Annotated in this window: 16 protein-coding genes and 1 riboswitch; of the genes, 13 read left to right on the forward strand and 3 right to left on the reverse strand. The window is 45.0% G+C overall.

Going from position 1 to position 16,914, the window contains the following annotated elements:
- Positions 1-66: 66 nt before the first annotated feature.
- Positions 67-201, forward strand: a riboswitch (molybdenum cofactor riboswitch).
- The 11 genes from moaA (at position 190) to UQW94_RS12560 (ending at position 10,291) form a co-directional block, all read left to right on the forward strand.
- A complete protein-coding gene (moaA, locus tag UQW94_RS12510) occupies positions 190-1,179 on the forward strand; it encodes a GTP 3',8-cyclase MoaA (protein ID WP_171344338.1) in 990 nt (329 codons plus the stop codon). It overlaps the preceding riboswitch by 12 nt.
- Before the next feature lie 101 nt (positions 1,180-1,280).
- Positions 1,281-1,793, forward strand: coding sequence for a molybdenum cofactor biosynthesis protein B (gene moaB, locus UQW94_RS12515; protein WP_005388935.1), 513 nt, complete (start codon positions 1,281-1,283; stop codon positions 1,791-1,793).
- A 26-nt stretch (positions 1,794-1,819) separates the two neighbouring features.
- Positions 1,820-2,299, forward strand: coding sequence for a cyclic pyranopterin monophosphate synthase MoaC (gene moaC, locus UQW94_RS12520; RefSeq protein WP_005380779.1), 480 nt, complete (start codon positions 1,820-1,822; stop codon positions 2,297-2,299).
- Positions 2,296-2,553, forward strand: a complete 258-nt coding sequence (gene moaD, locus UQW94_RS12525; protein ID WP_005388938.1) for a molybdopterin synthase sulfur carrier subunit — start codon at positions 2,296-2,298, stop codon at positions 2,551-2,553. The genes moaC and moaD overlap by 4 nt, the downstream gene beginning before the upstream one ends.
- A gap of 1 nt (position 2,554) precedes the next feature.
- Positions 2,555-3,010 (forward strand): molybdopterin synthase catalytic subunit MoaE, encoded by a 456-nt coding sequence (gene moaE, locus UQW94_RS12530; RefSeq protein WP_005380781.1) that lies wholly within the window; start codon positions 2,555-2,557, stop codon positions 3,008-3,010.
- A 531-nt stretch (positions 3,011-3,541) separates the two neighbouring features.
- Positions 3,542-5,218 (forward strand): ABC transporter substrate-binding protein, encoded by a 1,677-nt coding sequence (locus tag UQW94_RS12535; protein WP_213895503.1) that lies wholly within the window; start codon positions 3,542-3,544, stop codon positions 5,216-5,218.
- A gap of 128 nt (positions 5,219-5,346) precedes the next feature.
- Positions 5,347-6,267 carry an oligopeptide ABC transporter permease OppB gene (gene oppB, locus UQW94_RS12540; RefSeq protein ID WP_322142257.1) on the forward strand — a complete coding sequence of 307 codons (921 nt, stop codon included), beginning with the start codon at positions 5,347-5,349 and terminating at the stop codon, positions 6,265-6,267.
- A 15-nt stretch (positions 6,268-6,282) separates the two neighbouring features.
- Positions 6,283-7,185: an oligopeptide ABC transporter permease OppC gene (oppC, locus tag UQW94_RS12545; RefSeq protein ID WP_017633861.1), complete on the forward strand. Its 903-nt coding sequence runs from the start codon at positions 6,283-6,285 to the stop codon at positions 7,183-7,185.
- A gap of 27 nt (positions 7,186-7,212) precedes the next feature.
- Entirely contained in the window at positions 7,213-8,184 is a 972-nt protein-coding gene (locus tag UQW94_RS12550; protein WP_005380792.1) for an ABC transporter ATP-binding protein, read from the forward strand.
- The gene (gene oppF / locus UQW94_RS12555) at positions 8,163-9,176 is read left to right on the forward strand and encodes a murein tripeptide/oligopeptide ABC transporter ATP binding protein OppF (RefSeq protein ID WP_005387265.1); all 1,014 of its coding nucleotides are present in this window, start codon (positions 8,163-8,165) and stop codon (positions 9,174-9,176) included. Before UQW94_RS12550 ends, oppF begins: the two co-directional genes overlap by 22 nt.
- Positions 9,177-9,343: 167 nt before the next feature.
- On the forward strand, positions 9,344-10,291 hold the full coding sequence (locus tag UQW94_RS12560; protein WP_005387267.1) for a glutathione S-transferase family protein: 948 nt from the start codon (positions 9,344-9,346) through the stop codon (positions 10,289-10,291).
- Positions 10,292-10,405: 114 nt separating this feature from the next.
- Here the strand turns inward: UQW94_RS12560 and UQW94_RS12565 are convergent, their stop codons facing one another.
- The 3 genes from UQW94_RS12565 to UQW94_RS12575 form a co-directional block, all read right to left on the reverse strand.
- Positions 10,406-10,828 (reverse strand): hypothetical protein, encoded by a 423-nt coding sequence (locus tag UQW94_RS12565; RefSeq protein ID WP_005387269.1) that lies wholly within the window; start codon positions 10,826-10,828, stop codon positions 10,406-10,408.
- Between the two features lie 343 nt (positions 10,829-11,171).
- Positions 11,172-13,316, reverse strand: a complete 2,145-nt coding sequence (pta, locus tag UQW94_RS12570) for a phosphate acetyltransferase (protein ID WP_136976692.1) — start codon at positions 13,314-13,316, stop codon at positions 11,172-11,174.
- A gap of 135 nt (positions 13,317-13,451) precedes the next feature.
- The gene (locus UQW94_RS12575; RefSeq protein ID WP_322142258.1) at positions 13,452-14,648 is read right to left on the reverse strand and encodes an acetate kinase; all 1,197 of its coding nucleotides are present in this window, start codon (positions 14,646-14,648) and stop codon (positions 13,452-13,454) included.
- 347 nt (positions 14,649-14,995) lie between these two features.
- On the opposite strand from UQW94_RS12575, the gene yfbV reads away from it, so the two are divergent.
- Together yfbV and UQW94_RS12585 are read left to right on the forward strand one after the other, a co-directional pair.
- Entirely contained in the window at positions 14,996-15,448 is a 453-nt protein-coding gene (gene yfbV, locus UQW94_RS12580) for a terminus macrodomain insulation protein YfbV (RefSeq protein ID WP_005380809.1), read from the forward strand.
- 330 nt (positions 15,449-15,778) lie between these two features.
- Entirely contained in the window at positions 15,779-16,744 is a 966-nt protein-coding gene (locus UQW94_RS12585; protein WP_017633858.1) for an ABC transporter substrate-binding protein, read from the forward strand.
- Positions 16,745-16,914 lie beyond the last annotated feature (170 nt).

Raw genomic sequence — 16,914 nt, forward strand, 5'->3', positions numbered from 1 at the left:
AAGTCTGGATTCCATTACAAATATTAAGTATTTTACACCGCAAAGCTATCAGAGATTTCATATCTCTGGTTGCCATAACTCCGAGCTCACTATTGCTAAGTCCTTGGATAAGCGTTTTGAGCCAGTGGCATACTGTCACAAGGGCATGATTGGAAATGGCCATGCCTCCCGTGTTTGGAAAGGTGTTCCGTGGCGCAACAATTCGAAGACAAATTTCATCGTAAGTTTTATTACTTGCGTCTGTCTGTGACCGACGTATGTAATTTCAAATGTACCTATTGCCTTCCTGATGGCTATAAGCCTTCGGGCAATAAAAACTCGTCTTTTTTATCTCTCCCTGAAATCAAACGGGTCGTAAAAGCATTCGCTGATTGTGGCACGTCAAAAGTGCGCATCACTGGTGGTGAGCCTAGCTTACGCAAAGATTTTACCGACATTATCCATTCAGTAGCGGCGACGCCTGGCATTCAAAAAGTTGCAACGACAACCAATGGCTACCGCATGGCAAAACAAGTCGCAGAATGGCGTGAAGCGGGTTTAACCCACATTAATGTCAGTGTGGATAGCCTTGACCCGCGTATGTTTCATCAAATCACAGGTGAAAATAAGTTTACTGAAGTCATGAATGGTATCGAACGTGCGTTCGAGGTCGGTTATGAGCAAGTAAAAGTTAATGTGGTGTTGATGAAAGATCTGAACCATCACGAGCTGCCAGCGTTTCTTAACTGGATAAAAGATCGTCCAATCCAACTGCGTTTCATTGAGTTGATGCAAACGGGTGAGATGGATGAGCTATTTAATAAGCACCATGTATCCGGAGTGGCAATTCGTAACCAGCTAATTGCAAATGGTTGGTTGCTGAAAGTGCGCTCGCATAATGATGGTCCTGCGCAAGTATTTGTTCATCCTGATTACAAGGGTGAAATAGGTCTTATCATGCCTTATGAAAAAGACTTTTGTGAAAGCTGCAACCGACTGCGCGTTTCTGCGATGGGTAAGCTGCACCTATGTCTGTTTGGAGACCACGGTGTAGAATTGCGTGATCTTTTGGAACGTGATGAGCAAGAGAGTGAGCTTATTGAACGTATCCAGGCGCAGTTACAAACCAAGTCGGTAAGCCATTTCTTGCATGATGGCAATACTGGTATGACGCCACACCTCGCGTCTATCGGCGGCTAACTTCATTCAATTTTTAGAGCGAGTTCACTGATAAGCTGGCTCTAACTTTTTCCGAATCGATACCAAGCGTATCAAAGCTAATTAAGAGAATAGGTGAACAAATGGGTCACGCTGAAAGCAAATTCCAACCTGCAAATATTGCCGTTCTAACGGTATCTGACACTCGTACTGAAGAAAACGATACCTCTGGTCGTTACCTAGCTGAGCATGCTCAAGAAGCGGGTCACAACGTAGTAGACAAGCAAATTGTTATTGATGACATGTACAAGATCCGCGCGATTGTTTCTCAATGGATTGCTGATGAAAGCGTACAAGCGATCATGATTACTGGCGGTACAGGTTTCACCTCACGTGATAGCACGCCAGAAGCACTTAAGCCTCTATTTGATAAAGAAGTTGAAGGTTTTGGTGAGTTGTTCCGTATGGTGTCGTACGAAGAGATCGGTACGTCTACGATTCAGTCTCGTGCGATTGCTGGTTTTGCTAACCACACCGTGATCTTCGCAATGCCAGGTTCAACTGGTGCGTGCCGCACAGGCTGGACAAAAATTATTAAACAGCAGTTGGATGCAAGTCATCGCCCTTGTAACTTCATGCCACACCTATCTGTATAACCTTTCCTAAAAGCGAAGGAAAAACAATGACCCAATTTACACATATCAATGCTTCTGGCGAAGCAAACATGGTTGACGTGTCAGCAAAAACGGAGACGGTTCGTGAAGCTCGTGCTGAAGCATTTGTTCACATGGCCCCAGAAACACTTCAACTGATTGTCTCTGGCCAGCACCACAAAGGTGATGTATTTGCGACGGCTCGTATTGCTGGTATTCAAGCTGCGAAGAAAACCTGGGATTTGATTCCACTTTGTCATCCGCTACTACTCTCTAAAGTTGAAGTTCAACTGGAAGCTATCGAAGCAGAAAACAAAGTTCGCATCGAATCAGTATGTAAACTTGCGGGTAAAACTGGTGTGGAAATGGAAGCGCTCACGGCAGCTTCCGTTGCTGCTCTAACGATTTACGATATGTGTAAAGCAGTACAAAAAGACATGGTCATTGGTCAAGTTCGTCTACTAGAGAAAACGGGTGGTAAATCTGGTCACTTTAAGGTGGAATCATGATTAAAGTACTTTTCTTTGCTCAAACTCGAGAGCTGATTGGCATCGACAGTGTCGAGTTAGACGGGCCGTTTGAAACGGTGGAATCCATTCGTGCACATCTAGTGGAAGAAGGCACTAAGAAAGATGGCAAGTGGGATTTAGCGCTCGAGCCAGGAAAGCTACTTGCTGCAGTGAACCAATCCATCGTCCCTCTGGATACACAAGTAAAAGCAGGTGACGAAGTTGCGTTTTTCCCGCCGGTAACTGGGGGTTAAGATGGATTCTCGTGTATCTGTACAAATTGAAGACTTTTCGGTTGAGCAAGAATATCAACGTCTATCTGAAGGGACGGCTGCCGGCGCTGTCGTTACATTCGTTGGTAAAGTTCGAGATATGAACCTTGGGGATAATGTCATTGGTTTACATCTAGAGCACTATCCGGGGATGACAGAGAAGAGCTTGAGCGACATTTGCGATCAAGCAGAGTCTCGCTGGCCACTATTAGGTGTACGCGTGATTCATCGTGTCGGAGACATGGATAGCGGTGATCAAATTGTATTTGTGGGCGTTTCCAGTGCGCACCGCGGCGCGGCATTTGATGCGTGCGAGTTCATCATGGATTATCTGAAAACCCAAGCACCATTTTGGAAAAAAGAGCGTACGACGAATGAAGATCGTTGGATTGAGTCGCGCGACACCGATCATCAAGCTGCACAGCGTTGGGAAAAATAGAACTAACCCGCATTCTAGTGAAAAAAGCTAAGTGCTAATGGTACTTAGCTTTTTTTGTATTTATCTTCATTGTATTGCTCACTTTGTTTCAATATTTCCTATCTTTTGTCTGGTGATATTCTTCACAATAAAAGTTTTTTGCCCAATATATAAACAATTATTTGTTAGACTTGATTTGTCATAAATGTTAAATGATGTGTAAATATCTAGCATAAGATGCTAGTAAATGGTTTAAACTCAGATTAATCGAAAGTTTCGCCTGTTAAATGTCGCTTCTGGTCTTTATTTGGCTGGTGAATGCTTTGGGGTTAGAGTTTACTGCTAGATATGTGTGGTTTAGTCAGCATTATTGGTTTTTTTGCTACATTTTTATGGCAAATTACTTCAATGATTGCTAATGTGTGCCGCAGTCTTTGTAAGGTTTTAGACTTTTGTGCTCAGAAAGTGCACTAAAAAAATCTAAAACTCTGACCGTTCCAGGCCCTTACAAAGAAGTCATGGATGCTAACGAAAAAATTTGGAGTTTTACGCATGTATAAGAATAAAATCACGCGCGCTTTATTTATTGGTGCTGGTCTTTCTCTCGCTCTAGCTGGTTGTGGTGAAAAGCCTGCGGAGAAACAAGCTGCTGAGCCTGCTCCGGCTCCAGCCCCTGAAGCTAAATCTGATTCTAAAGAGCCAAAACTTGCTGCTGTTCAAGAATTGGTGCGTGGTAACGGTACAGAAGTTGCGACAATAGACCCTCATAAATCTCAAGGTGTTCCAGAATCCCACGTGATTCGCGATCTTCTTGAAGGCCTTGTAAACCAAGATGCGGACGGTAACACTATCCCTGGTGTTGCAGAATCTTGGGAAACTGAAGACAACAAAACATACACTTTCCACTTACGTGAAGACGCAAAATGGTCAAACGGTGATCCTGTCACTGCAGGTGATTTCGTTTACAGCTTCCAACGTGCAGTCGATCCAGCAACCGCCTCTCCATATGCTTGGTACATGGAATACACCAAGATGAAGAACGCAAAAGACATTGTTGCGGGTAAAAAAGATAAGAGCGAGTTAGGTGTTAAAGCGGTTGACGATCACACGTTAGTGGTTGAGTTAGATACTGCAGTACCATATTTTGTAATGATGATGGGCCACACGACAGTGAAACCTGTTCATCAAGCAACTGTTGAAAAGTTCGGCGATCAATGGACGAAGCCAGAGAACTTTGTAGGTAACGGTGCTTATGTTGTTGACAACTGGGTTGTAAACGAGCGTTTGGTTCTAAAACGTAACGAACAGTACTGGGACAACGAAAACACGACGCTTGACCAAGTTACTTTCCTACCAATCGAGAACCAAGTAGCGGAAATGAACCGCTTCCTAGCGGGTGAAATCGACTTCACGAACGAGCTGCCTACAGAGCACTTCAAGCGTCTGAAGAAAGAGCACCCACAAGAAGTGTCTGTAACCGGTAACTTATGTACTTACTACTACATCTTCAATACGAAGAAAAAGCCGTTTGATGATGTTCGTGTGCGTAAAGCGATTTCTTATGCGATTGACCGTAACATTGTGACCGATGCGATTTTAGGTCAAGGTCAAAAGCCAGCTTACTTCCTAACACCTGAAATTACGGCAGGTTTCAACCCAGAAATTCCTGCATACGGCAAAATGACGCAAGAAGAGCGTAACGCAGAAGCTGCGCGTCTATTGGAAGAAGCGGGTTACGGCGTAGACAACCCTCTTGAATTTAACCTTCTATACAATACATCAGAGAACCACAAGAAACTTGCGGTTGCACTGGGTTCAATGTGGAAGAAGACACTTGGTCTAGACGTTACGCTAGAAAACCAAGAGTGGAAAACTTACCTATCTACCAAAGATTCTGGCAACTTTGAGGTTGCTCGTGCAGGTTGGTGTGGCGACTACAACGAAGCTTCATCTTTCCTAACGCTGATGATGAGTAATAACACTACTGGTGGTATTCACTACGACAGCAAAGAGTACGATGCGATCATGAACAAAGCATTTGCTTCAACTTCTGACGAAGAGCGCCAAGCACTTTACCTAGAAGCAGAGAAGTTGATGGCAAAAGATATGCCAATCGCACCTATCTACCAGTACGTGAAATCACGTCTACTATCACCGAAAGTTGGTGGCTTCCCAGTAAATAACGCGGAAGACAAGATTTACTCTAAAGATCTCTACATCACAGAGTAATTCGTAACTCGATAGAACTATAAAAATGAGGCCCTACATGTGAGAAATTGCATGTAGCGCCTATCTTTAGTCCAAAAGAATTGGACGACTTCTTTAATTTAACTGTCACAGACTGAAAGAGTGAGTTTATGCTTAAATTCATCGCAAAAAGGATATTTGAGGCGATCCCAACAATGTTGGCTTTGATCACCGTATCTTTCTTTCTTATGCGCTTTGCACCGGGAAACCCTTTCTCGACAGAGCGTCCATTGCCACCCGAAGTAATGGCAAATATCGAAGCTAAATATGGCTTGGATAAACCTGTATTTGAACAATACACCACGTATTTGACCAATGTTATCCAAGGTGATTTCGGACCGTCATTTAAATACCTTGATTACTCAGTAAACGAGCTGATCGCGGTTGCCTTACCTGTTTCGGCTAAAGTGGGCTTCATCGCCTTTATCTTTACTTTGATAATGGGGGTTACCGTCGGTACCATTGCTGCGCTCAAGCAAAATACTTGGATTGATTACACCATTATGTCGACTGCGATGCTTGGTGTCGTAATGCCATCCTTTGTATTGGCGCCTGCGCTTATCTACATATTCTCGCTTCACTGGAATATCTTCCCTGCGGGCGGTTGGCAAGATGGTAGCTGGCAGTATTTAGTGCTTCCTGTTATTGGTATGTCGCTACTGTATGTTGCTACCTTTGCTCGTATCACGCGTGGTTCGATGATCGAAACCCTAAACAGTAACTTTATTCGTACGGCACGTGCTAAAGGTCTAAGTTACCGTTACATCATTATCAAACACGCTCTGAAGCCGGCACTTCTCCCTGTTGTTTCTTACATGGGGCCAGCTTTCGTAGGTATCATCACCGGCTCCGTTGTTATCGAAACCATTTTTGGTCTGCCTGGTATTGGTAAACTATTCGTTAACGCTGCATTTAACCGTGACTACTCGCTAGTAATGGGGGTAACCATTCTGATTGGTTTCCTATTCATTCTATTCAACGCGATTGTAGATATTTTACTTGCAATGATTGACCCGAAAATTCGCTACTAACAGGGACGTTTGGTTATGTTAACGAAAAAAGAAAACCTAGAAGCGATTGAGAAATTCTCCGAAAACTTGGAGATTGAAGGTCGCAGTCTTTGGCAAGATGCTCGTATCCGTTTCATGCGCAACAAAGCGGCGATGGTGAGCTTATTCCTTCTTGTTCTAATGACGTTGGCGGTTATTATCCTGCCAATGATCGCACCGTACACATTTGATGATACTGACTGGTACGCGATGCACGTTGCACCGAATGCTGACCATTGGTTTGGTACTGACAGCTTAGGCCGTGATTTATACGTGCGTACGCTAATTGGAGGTCGTATTTCGTTGATGGTAGGTGTTATGGGTGCATTTGTAGCGGTACTGATTGGTACGCTCTACGGCGCAGCATCTGGTTTCATCGGCGGTAAAGTTGACCGCGTAATGATGCGTATTCTAGAAATTTTATACGCGGTACCGTTTATGTTCCTGGTGATTGTACTGGTAACATTCTTCGGTCGTAACATCATGCTGATCTTCGTTGCGATTGGTGCTATCGCATGGCTAGATATGGCGCGTATCGTACGTGGTCAGACTCTTAGTCTACGTAGCAAGGAGTTTATCGAAGCGGCACATGTGTGTGGTGTAAGCAACTGGAAAATCATTACTCGTCATATCGTACCGAACGTACTGGGTATTGTAGCGGTATACTCTACGCTGCTTATCCCGAGTATGATTCTAACGGAATCATTCCTATCATTCCTTGGTCTTGGTGTTCAGGAACCAATGACAAGTTGGGGCGCTCTTCTACAAGAAGGTGCACAGACAATGGAAGTAGCAATCTGGCAGCTGGCATTCCCAGCAGTGTTCATGGTTGTGACGCTATTCTGCTTCAACTACGTTGGTGACGGCCTGCGCGATGCGCTGGATCCAAAAGACAGATAATTAAAAGATAAGATTAAGGAAGCAATGATGAGCTTATTAGATGTCAAAGATCTGCGCGTCGAATTCACCACGCAAGATGGTATCGTAACCGCAGTAAACGATTTGAACTTCTCTCTCAACCAAGGCGAAACCTTAGGTATCGTTGGAGAGTCGGGATCAGGTAAATCTCAAACCGTATTCGCAATCATGGGCCTTTTGGCTAAGAACGGTATTATTTCTGGTAGCGCAAAGTTTGAAGGCAAAGAAATCCTAAACTTACCAGAAAAAGAACTGAACAAAGTGCGTGCGGAACAGATCGCAATGATCTTCCAAGACCCAATGACATCACTGAACCCTTACATGAAAGTGAGTGATCAGTTGATGGAAGTGCTTATGCTGCACAAAGGCATGGGCAAAGCGGAAGCATTTGAAGAATCAGTACGCATGCTGGAAGCGGTAAAAATCCCTGAAGCGCGTAAGCGTATCACGATGTACCCGCATGAGTTTTCAGGCGGTATGCGTCAGCGTGTAATGATCGCGATGGCGTTGTTATGTCGTCCTAAACTGCTTATTGCCGATGAGCCAACAACAGCACTTGATGTGACGGTACAAGCACAGATCATGGACTTGTTGAATGAGCTGAAATCTGAGTTCAACACAGCGATCATCATGATCACGCACGACCTTGGTGTGGTTGCAGGTTCGTGTGACAAGGTGCTGGTGATGTATGCAGGCCGTACCATGGAGTACGGCAACGTAAACGAAATTTTCTACAATCCAAGCCATCCTTATGCGGAGGGTCTGCTGAAGGCGATTCCTCGCCTCGATACTGAGGGTGAAATTCTGCCGACCATTCCTGGTAATCCACCAAACTTGCTTCGTCTACCGCCGGGCTGCCCTTATCAAGAGCGCTGTCACCGTGTGATGGATCGTTGTAAGCGCGAGGCGCCAATTCTGACACCATTTGGTGATGGTCGTCAGCGTGCATGTTTTTCTGAATGGGAGGCTTGGAACAAATGAACGCAGTAGACAAAAAACTAATTCTGGACATTTCTGAGCTGAAAGTTCACTTCAGCATTGCCTCAAAGTCGGCATGGCCGTGGTCAAAGCCTTCGAGCCTGAAAGCGGTAGATGGCGTGAACGTTCGACTATACGAAGGGGAAACGCTTGGTGTAGTAGGTGAATCAGGTTGTGGTAAATCGACGTTTGCTCGTGCCATCATTGGTCTGGTTGAAGCTACTGACGGCCAAGTAGTTTGGTTGGGTCAAGACCTTACTAAAATGAAAAGCGTTCAGCGCCGTGAGACGCGTAAAGAAATTCAGATGATTTTCCAAGACCCATTGGCATCGCTGAATCCGCGTATGACTGTTGGTGATATTATTGCTGAACCTCTTGAGACATTCTATCCAGAACTGTCTAAGCAGGAAGTGAAAGATCGCGTTAAAGAGATGATGGCGAAAGTTGGCCTATTACCTAACGTGATTAACCGTTACCCACACGAGTTCTCGGGTGGTCAGTGTCAGCGTATCGGGATAGCGCGTGCGCTTATCCTTAAGCCTAAGATGATCATTTGTGACGAGCCAGTATCGGCGCTTGATGTATCTATTCAAGCTCAGGTTGTTAACCTGCTTAAAGAGATTCAAAAAGAGTTAGGGCTTTCTCTGGTATTCATTGCGCATGACTTGTCTGTCGTTAAACACATTTCAGATCGCGTTTTAGTTATGTATTTAGGTAATGCCGTGGAACTTGGCGAGGCCGAGGCTCTGTTTGCTGATCCTAAGCACCCATATACGCGTGCGCTGATGTCTGCGGTTCCGATCCCGGACCCGGATATTGAGCGCAATAAGAAAATCCAAATGCTAGAGGGTGATCTTCCTTCACCTATCAACCCACCGTCGGGTTGTGTATTCCGCACTCGGTGCCCACAAGCAACCGAAGAGTGTGCGAAGACAAAGCCAACCATTTTAGGTAATGACGTTCACGCGGTATCTTGTTTACACGTTAGTGTATAAATTCAGCCTGTGACGGGCTTAAGCGCGACACCTTCATCGGGTCGCGCTTTTTTTATGTGTCTGATTTATACATTCGAATTTCTTGAACATGATGTCCTAAGTTCGATGATTCTCTGTTTGATAGGAAACGCTAATATAGACACAAACAGAACGAGAGGAGAGCAATCATGGGTAAGTTGGTTGAAGGTGTTTGGCAAGATGTCTGGTATGACACAAAATCAAATGGTGGCAAATTTGTGCGCGAAGATGCCGGATTCCGTAACTGGGTTAAAAACGACCCTGATGCGGAGTTTACACCAGAGTCCGGTCGATACCATTTGTATGTCTCTCTTGCTTGTCCGTGGGCACATCGAACCCTCATTTTCCGCAAGCTGAAAGGTTTAGAACCACATATTGATGTCACGGTCGTTTGCCCTGATATGCTCAGCCAAGGTTGGCAAATGGGGCTTCCTGAGCCATTGTTTGGTCACACGCGCATGTATCAAATTTACACGCAGGCCAAACCCGATTACACGGGCCGCGTAACCGTGCCTGTACTTTGGGATAAAAAGACCAATACTATTGTGTCAAACGAGTCGTCAGAGATCATTCGCATGTTCAATTCGGAATTCAATGCGTTAACAGGGAATCACGACGACTACTATCCAGATCATCTAAAACACGTTATTGATGAGTGGAACGATTTTGTTTATCCAAATGTCAACAACGGAGTGTATCGTTGTGGCTTCGCGACTACACAAGAGGCGTATGAAGAAGCGTTTGATTCTTTGTTTAATGCGTTAGATAAAATCGATGCTCACTTAGCGACGCATCGTTACTTAGCTGGGAACACAATTACTGAGGCTGATTGGCGTTTGTTTACGACTCTTATTCGTTTTGATGCGGTGTATGTGGGGCATTTCAAGTGTAACAAGCAGCGCATCGCAGACTACGAAAATATACAAGGCTACTTAAAAGAGTTATATCAAGTCGAAGGCGTCGAAGAAACGACGGATTTCTATCACATTAAACGCCACTACTACTTCAGCCACACTGGGATTAATCCGACGCAAGTTGTACCAAAAGGGCCTGATTTAGACCTAAATACTCCTCATGGAAGAGAAAGGATTGGCTAGTTTGCTGCTTCCATTGCAAATGAAAAAGTACTTAACGGTTAGCAATGCCGTTAAGTACTTTTGTGTCATCTAAATACCGGGAGTAGGAAGTTTACTTTTTCATTCATCGCCACCTTACTTAGCGCGTACGATGTCCATCACTAGCTTTCCGTCCACTTTTACAGGACCGTCCTCTTTAGCGCCGAGCGTATACTCAAACACACCAGTCTTCATGCCACCTTTCTCTCCGTGGACCATTAACATCAGCATATCGCCTGATTCTACTGGTTCCATCAAAATTGCATTTACGTTTTCATTCTTTCCCATTTTTAACGGAGCGTAGCCGATAACAGGACCAGGCTTCATTGATTCGTCTGTTCGGTGGACAACCATCCACCCATTGTCATCAGCATGAGCCATTTCAGCGGTCACCGTTCCTCCGGACATATCTTGATCGACGCCTTTAATACTCGAGGCGGAAAAGCTGAATGAAGAAAAACTAATCAGAAACGCAGCTAAACCAAACTTAATCAGTGATGTATTGATGAAATCCTTCATATATATTCCTTAGCAGTCAATGAGTTTGTGCATTGCAGTAGCTTTTACGTATTTCCTAGCAAAAAAGTTTAGCTAAAACGTAAATAATGCCGATAAATTGAACAGGGGCCGTGCTGCCTTGGAGCCAATGTATTTTGGGGAATGGGTCAATCGGTGTAAGAACAAGCGCGAGCATTGTCGATTAGGTGTGGTGGGGCGATAGGGAGAAAAGCTTTGCGCACCAGTAATTATAGGTTGTGCAGTGATTGGTATAAAAAACAAATAAGTGTTCTGGCCAGCAATAGAAAAAGCCCTCGACGAATCGAGGGCTTTGTATCTATATCTAACTAGATGTCAGAAGCGATTATTTAGCTTCTTGGTCTGCTTGGATAGCTGTTAGAGCGATGGTGTACACGATGTCGTCTACTAGCGCTCCACGAGACAAGTCGTTTACAGGCTTACGCATACCTTGCAGCATTGGACCGATAGATACTAGGTCAGCTGAACGTTGTACCGCTTTGTAAGTTGTGTTACCCGTATTTAGGTCTGGGAATACAAATACTGTCGCTTTACCTGCAACTGGAGAGTTTGGTGCTTTAGAAGCAGCAACGTTTTCCATAATAGCAGCGTCGTACTGTAGAGGACCGTCAATGATAAGATCAGGACGTTTCTCTTGAGCCAGTTTTGTAGCTTCACGTACTTTATCAACGTCTGCACCCTTACCAGATTCACCAGTAGAGTAAGAGATCATTGCAACGCGTGGTTCGATACCGAATGCTGCTGCAGAGTCAGCAGATTGGATAGCGATTTCAGCAAGCTGTTCAGCAGTTGGATCTGGGTTGATTGCACAGTCACCGTAAACCAGTACCTGATCAGGCAGAAGCATGAAGAATACTGAAGATACGATAGACGCATTTGGTGCCGTCTTGATGATTTGGAACGGAGGAACGATAGTGTTCGCCGTAGTGTGAACAGCACCAGAAACTAGGCCGTCAACTTCGTTGTTCTCAAGCATCATTGTGCCTAGGAATACTGAATCTTGTAGCTTCTCACGAGCCACAACTTCAGTCATGCCTTTCGCACCGCGCAACTCAACTAGGCGAGCAACGTAGTTTTCACGAACAGCATCTGCATCGATGATGGTTACACCAGTACCTAGCTCAACGCCTTGTTGAGCTGCTACGCGACGGATTTCATCTGGGTTACCTAGAAGTACACAGTCTGCAATGCCGCGTTCAGCACAGATTGCCGCTGCTTTAACTGTGCGTGGTTCGTCACCTTCTGGAAGAACGATACGCTTACCTGCTTTACGAGCAAGTTCAGTTAGCTGGTAACGGAACGCTGGTGGGCTTAGACGACGAGACTTCTGAGTGCCTTCAGTCATAGACTCGATCCAGTTACCGTCGATGTGGCCAGCAACGTGTTCGTTGATGAACTCGATACGCTCTTTATCGTCTGCAGGTACTTCGATGCTGAAGCTCTGTAGGTTTAGAGACGTTTGCCAAGTGTTACCTTGTGCTTTGAAGATAGGTAGACCAGTGTCGAATGCTGGTTTACATAGGCCTTCGATTTCGCTAGGGATATCGTAACCGCCAGTTAGCAGTACAGCACCAATATCCACACCGTTCATTGCAGCAAGAGAAGCAGCAACGATAACATCAGGACGGTCTGCAGAAGTAACAAGTAGAGAGCCCGGTTTGAAGTGCTCAATCATGTTTGGCAGAGAACGTGCACAGAAAGTGATGCTCTTGATGCGACGAGTGTTGATGTCACCTTCGTTGATGATATCTGCGTTCAGGTGTTTAGCCATGTCGATTGCACGAGTCGCAATCAGATCAATGCTCCATGGCACACAACCTAGTACACGAATTGGAGAAGTGTTGAAAATTTCCATCACTTTCAATTCGTTTTGTTTCGCGCTGTCTGCATCGTCAAAGATTTCAGATAGGTCAGGGCGAGTACGGCCAGCTTCGTCAACAGGAGCGTTTAGCTTGTTGATGATAACACCAGAGATGTTTTTGTTTTTAGTGCCGCCGAAGTTAGAACATGCTACTTCGATACGCTCTTTCAGTTGCGCAGGGTTATCAGTACCTGGAGTCGCAACTAGCACGATTTCTGCACCAAGTGTTGCCGCGATTTCCGCGTTTACTTGGTTTGCAAATGGGTGCTTACGAGTAGGTACAAGACCTTCGATTAGCGTAACGTCTGCGTCTTTGTTGATTTGGTTGTAACGTTCAACAACGGTTTCTAGCAGCTCGTCCATGTTGTCGTTACCGATTAGGCTTTCAGCAACAGACATCGCCATTGGTTCACCGATCTTCATATCGCTGTTACGACCAACGATAGTTGAAGTCAGATCTGGCTGATCACCACCTGAACGTGGCTGACAGATTGGCTTGTAGAAAGAAACTTTAACGCCTTTACGCTCCATAGCGCGAAGAACACCCATGCTAACGCTTGTTAGGCCAACGCCTGCGCTAGTAGGGATAAGCATAATAGTACGAGACATTCGTAGAGTACCTTTAGCTATTTGGGGGATAAAAGCTCAACTCTTATTCCATGAAGCTCGAAGAATAGGAGTTGAGCCCCTAAGAAATTCGTTTGAATGAAAACTGGCTAGCCGAGTGGCTAGCCAGGAATTCAATTAAAGACCTGTCAGGCGAGCAGTGTCTTCAGCGATGACTAGCTCTTCGTTAGTAGAGATAACCATTGCAGGGATACGGCTGTTTTCAGTCGTGATAACGCCTTCGCCGCCGAAGCGAGCTTTAAGGTTAGCTTCGCTATCTACTTCGATACCGAAGATGCCAAGACGGTTTAGAACCATTTCACGGATAGGGCCAGAGTTCTCGCCGATACCGCCAGTGAAAGTGATTGCGTCTAGACGGCCTTCCATTGAAGCAGTGTAGCCAGCAACGTATTTAGCTAGACGGTGGCAGAACACGTCCATTGCGCGTGTTGCTTCTTCTTTTTGACCGTAGTTGTCTTCAACGAAACGACAGTCAGAAGTCACTTCAGTTAGACCTTGAAGACCAGACTTTTTAGTTAGCATCGTGTTGATTTGATCAACAGAGTAACCTAGAGCGTCGTGTAGGTGGAAGACGATAGCAGGGTCGATGTCGCCACAGCGAGTACCCATTACCAGACCTTCAAGTGGAGTAAGACCCATAGAAGTGTCTACAGATTGACCGTTCTTGATCGCACATACAGATGCGCCGTTACCTAGGTGACAGTTGATGATGTTTACTTCTTCAACTGGTTTGTTTAGTAGGCCTGCAACTTCACGAGTGATGAACAAGTGAGAAGTACCGTGCATGCCGTAACGACGGATACCGTGTTCTTTGTATAGGTTGTATGGAAGAGCGTATAGGTAAGACTCTTCAGGCATAGTTTGGTGGAACGCAGTGTCAAATACAGCAACGTTTTTCAGCTCTGGGAAGTTTTTCTTAGCCGCTTCGATACCGATGATGTGAGCAGGGTTATGAAGAGGTGCAAATGTTGCAGCGTCTTGAATACCTTTTAGAACTTCATCAGTAATTAGTGCAGATTGAGTGAACTGCTCGCCGCCGTGAACGATACGGTGACCGATTGCGCCTAGGTTAGCTTTAAGCTCTGGCTTAGAAGCAAGAATAGTTTCTACCATAAACGCTAGTGCTTCTTCGTGAGCTGCACCATTGCCTAGTTGAGCTTCGTGCTTGCCATCAAGTTTCCACTTGATGCGAGCTTCAGGAAGGTGAAGACACTCAGCAAGACCTGACAAGTGCTCGTCGCCGTTTTCGGCATCAACAACGGCAAATTTAAGAGAAGAACTACCGCAGTTTAAAACTAAAACTAGCTTAGACATGTATGACTACCTGTTATTCGTCTGATAAAAAAATCAGTTAAAGAATGAAAAATTAATCACAAGAATAGCCGATACCCAGAAGGCTGCGTACTAATCCTGGTCAAAAATTGTTCTAATTCCATATAAAGAAATAGTGATGAACCCTTCCATCACTATGATGCGATCCGTGCAGATAGATATCTCGGAGTTGCTTAAATTGTAAATAACAGCAACAATGAGATTGAGGGTCTGCAAAGGATAGCGATAATAAGCAATGATAACAAAAAAAATTTGAAAGAATATTAACTTTCATCAATTTTTTGTACCTTCAGTTGAAATGTTCAACTATTTTTTAGTGAGAGAGCGGTATGAGTAATAAAGTCGGATTGATCCATAGCCTGAAAGATGGCCAGAATTACATGGAGATCTGGCCGGTTCGTAAAGAGCTAAGCGCCATATTTCCGGAACAGCGTATCATTAAGGCGACTCGCTTTGGCATTAAAGTCATGCCGGCCGTTGCTGCGATCAGCGTACTCACTCAAATGGCATTCAACAATTACCACGCGTTACCTCAATCCATTGTTGTCGCCTTGTTTGCGATTAGCTTGCCACTTCAAGGCATTTGGTGGCTTGGTGCTCGATCCAACACGAAATTGCCGCCTTCTTTGGCCTCTTGGTATCGGGAGTTGCATCAAAAAATTGTGGAAACAGGTTTTGCATTAGAGCCTGTCAAAGCTCGCCCTCGTTACAAAGAGCTTGCGATAATACTGAACCGAGCGTTTCGCCAGCTCGATAAATCGTCATTAGAGCGTTGGTTCTAATTTAAATTGTTTGAAATGGAGTGTGCACTGGCCGCTCCATTTTTGATCCTGCCTCTATTACCTACTTTGACGGTCGTTGATGAAGCGAGCGAAGCTTTGTTTACCAAAGATTCTTTCCGGATGAAGAAGTCCCCCCGATCACAAATGTTGCTTTAGTGTTAAATCTTTCTTTTCTTTACTAAGACTTAGTAGTAATAATAAAAACAAGATGCGCAAGAAGTGCACAGTTATATGAACACAACAATACCGCCTTCAAACATTTGAATTCACGAGTCGATACACATATTGAAAGCTCGTGAAACAAGGACGAAGTCACATCAAGGAGTTATGATGAAAACGAAACGTTTATTAGCCACTGCCGTTCTATCAGCTACTGCTATTTTCTCTTCTACCAATGTACTGGCCGCCACTGCAACTGTCGCAGTTTCACAGATTGTCGAACACCCGGCGTTAGACGCGACGCGCCAAGGGTTACTTGATGGTTTGAAAGCGAAAGGCTACGAAGAAGGCAAAAATCTAGAATTTGATTATAAGACCGCACAGGGTAATCCAGCGATTGCGGTGCAAATTGCCCGTCAGTACGTCGGCGAAAATCCTGATGTGTTAGTTGGCATCGCGACACCTTCGGCACAAGCTTTGGTGTCGGCTACTCGCTCTATTCCTGTTGTCTTTACTGCGGTAACAGATCCGGTTGGTGCGAAATTGGTTAAGTCGATGGAACAACCAGGCAAAAACGTAACTGGCCTGTCTGATCTTTCACCCGTTGCTCAGCATGTCGATCTCATCCAAGAAATTCTTCCTCAGGTGAAAAGCATCGGGGTTGTATTTAATCCCGGTGAAGCTAATGCCGTGACTTTAGTTGAATTACTAAAAGAAAGCGCAAAAGCAAAAGGCATACAAGTGGTTGAAGCGACCGCACTAAAAAGTGCTGATGTTCAGTCTGCGACTCAAGCGATTGCAGCGAAATCAGACATTCTTTACGCCCCAACAGACAATACAGTTGCAAGTGCGATTGAAGGGATGATTGTGGCAGCGAATCAAGCGAAGAAACCTGTATTTGGTGGCGCGACGTCGTATGTCGAAAAGGGTGCTATTGCAGGCTTAGGTTTTGACTACTACCAGGTTGGTGTACAAACCGCGGATTACGTGGCGGCGATTCTTGATGGTCAAGAACCAGGCAAGCTGGATGTAAAAGTCGCGACGGGCTCTGACCTTGTAATTAATGAAAGCGCAGCATCTAAGCTCGGTATCAAGCTGCCAAGTTCTGTGGTTGAACGTGCGACAAGCATGCAATAAGTAACGCTTTTTGGGGTAAAGACCGTCACGTTGGTTGGTAGACGCTTGCCCCAAAATTGATACTCGCCGGATTTCTCGTGTAGAGCATTCTGCTAGAGAAGAAGGGGAGTATACGTTAGAAGTCTTACGTTCAGGTTGGTATTAGCCAGCCTGAGCATGCAGAAAGGAGC

It is taken from the genome of Vibrio sp. PBL-C16 (assembly GCF_034321865.1).
Taxonomy (GTDB): Bacteria; Pseudomonadota; Gammaproteobacteria; order Enterobacterales; family Vibrionaceae; genus Vibrio; species Vibrio alginolyticus.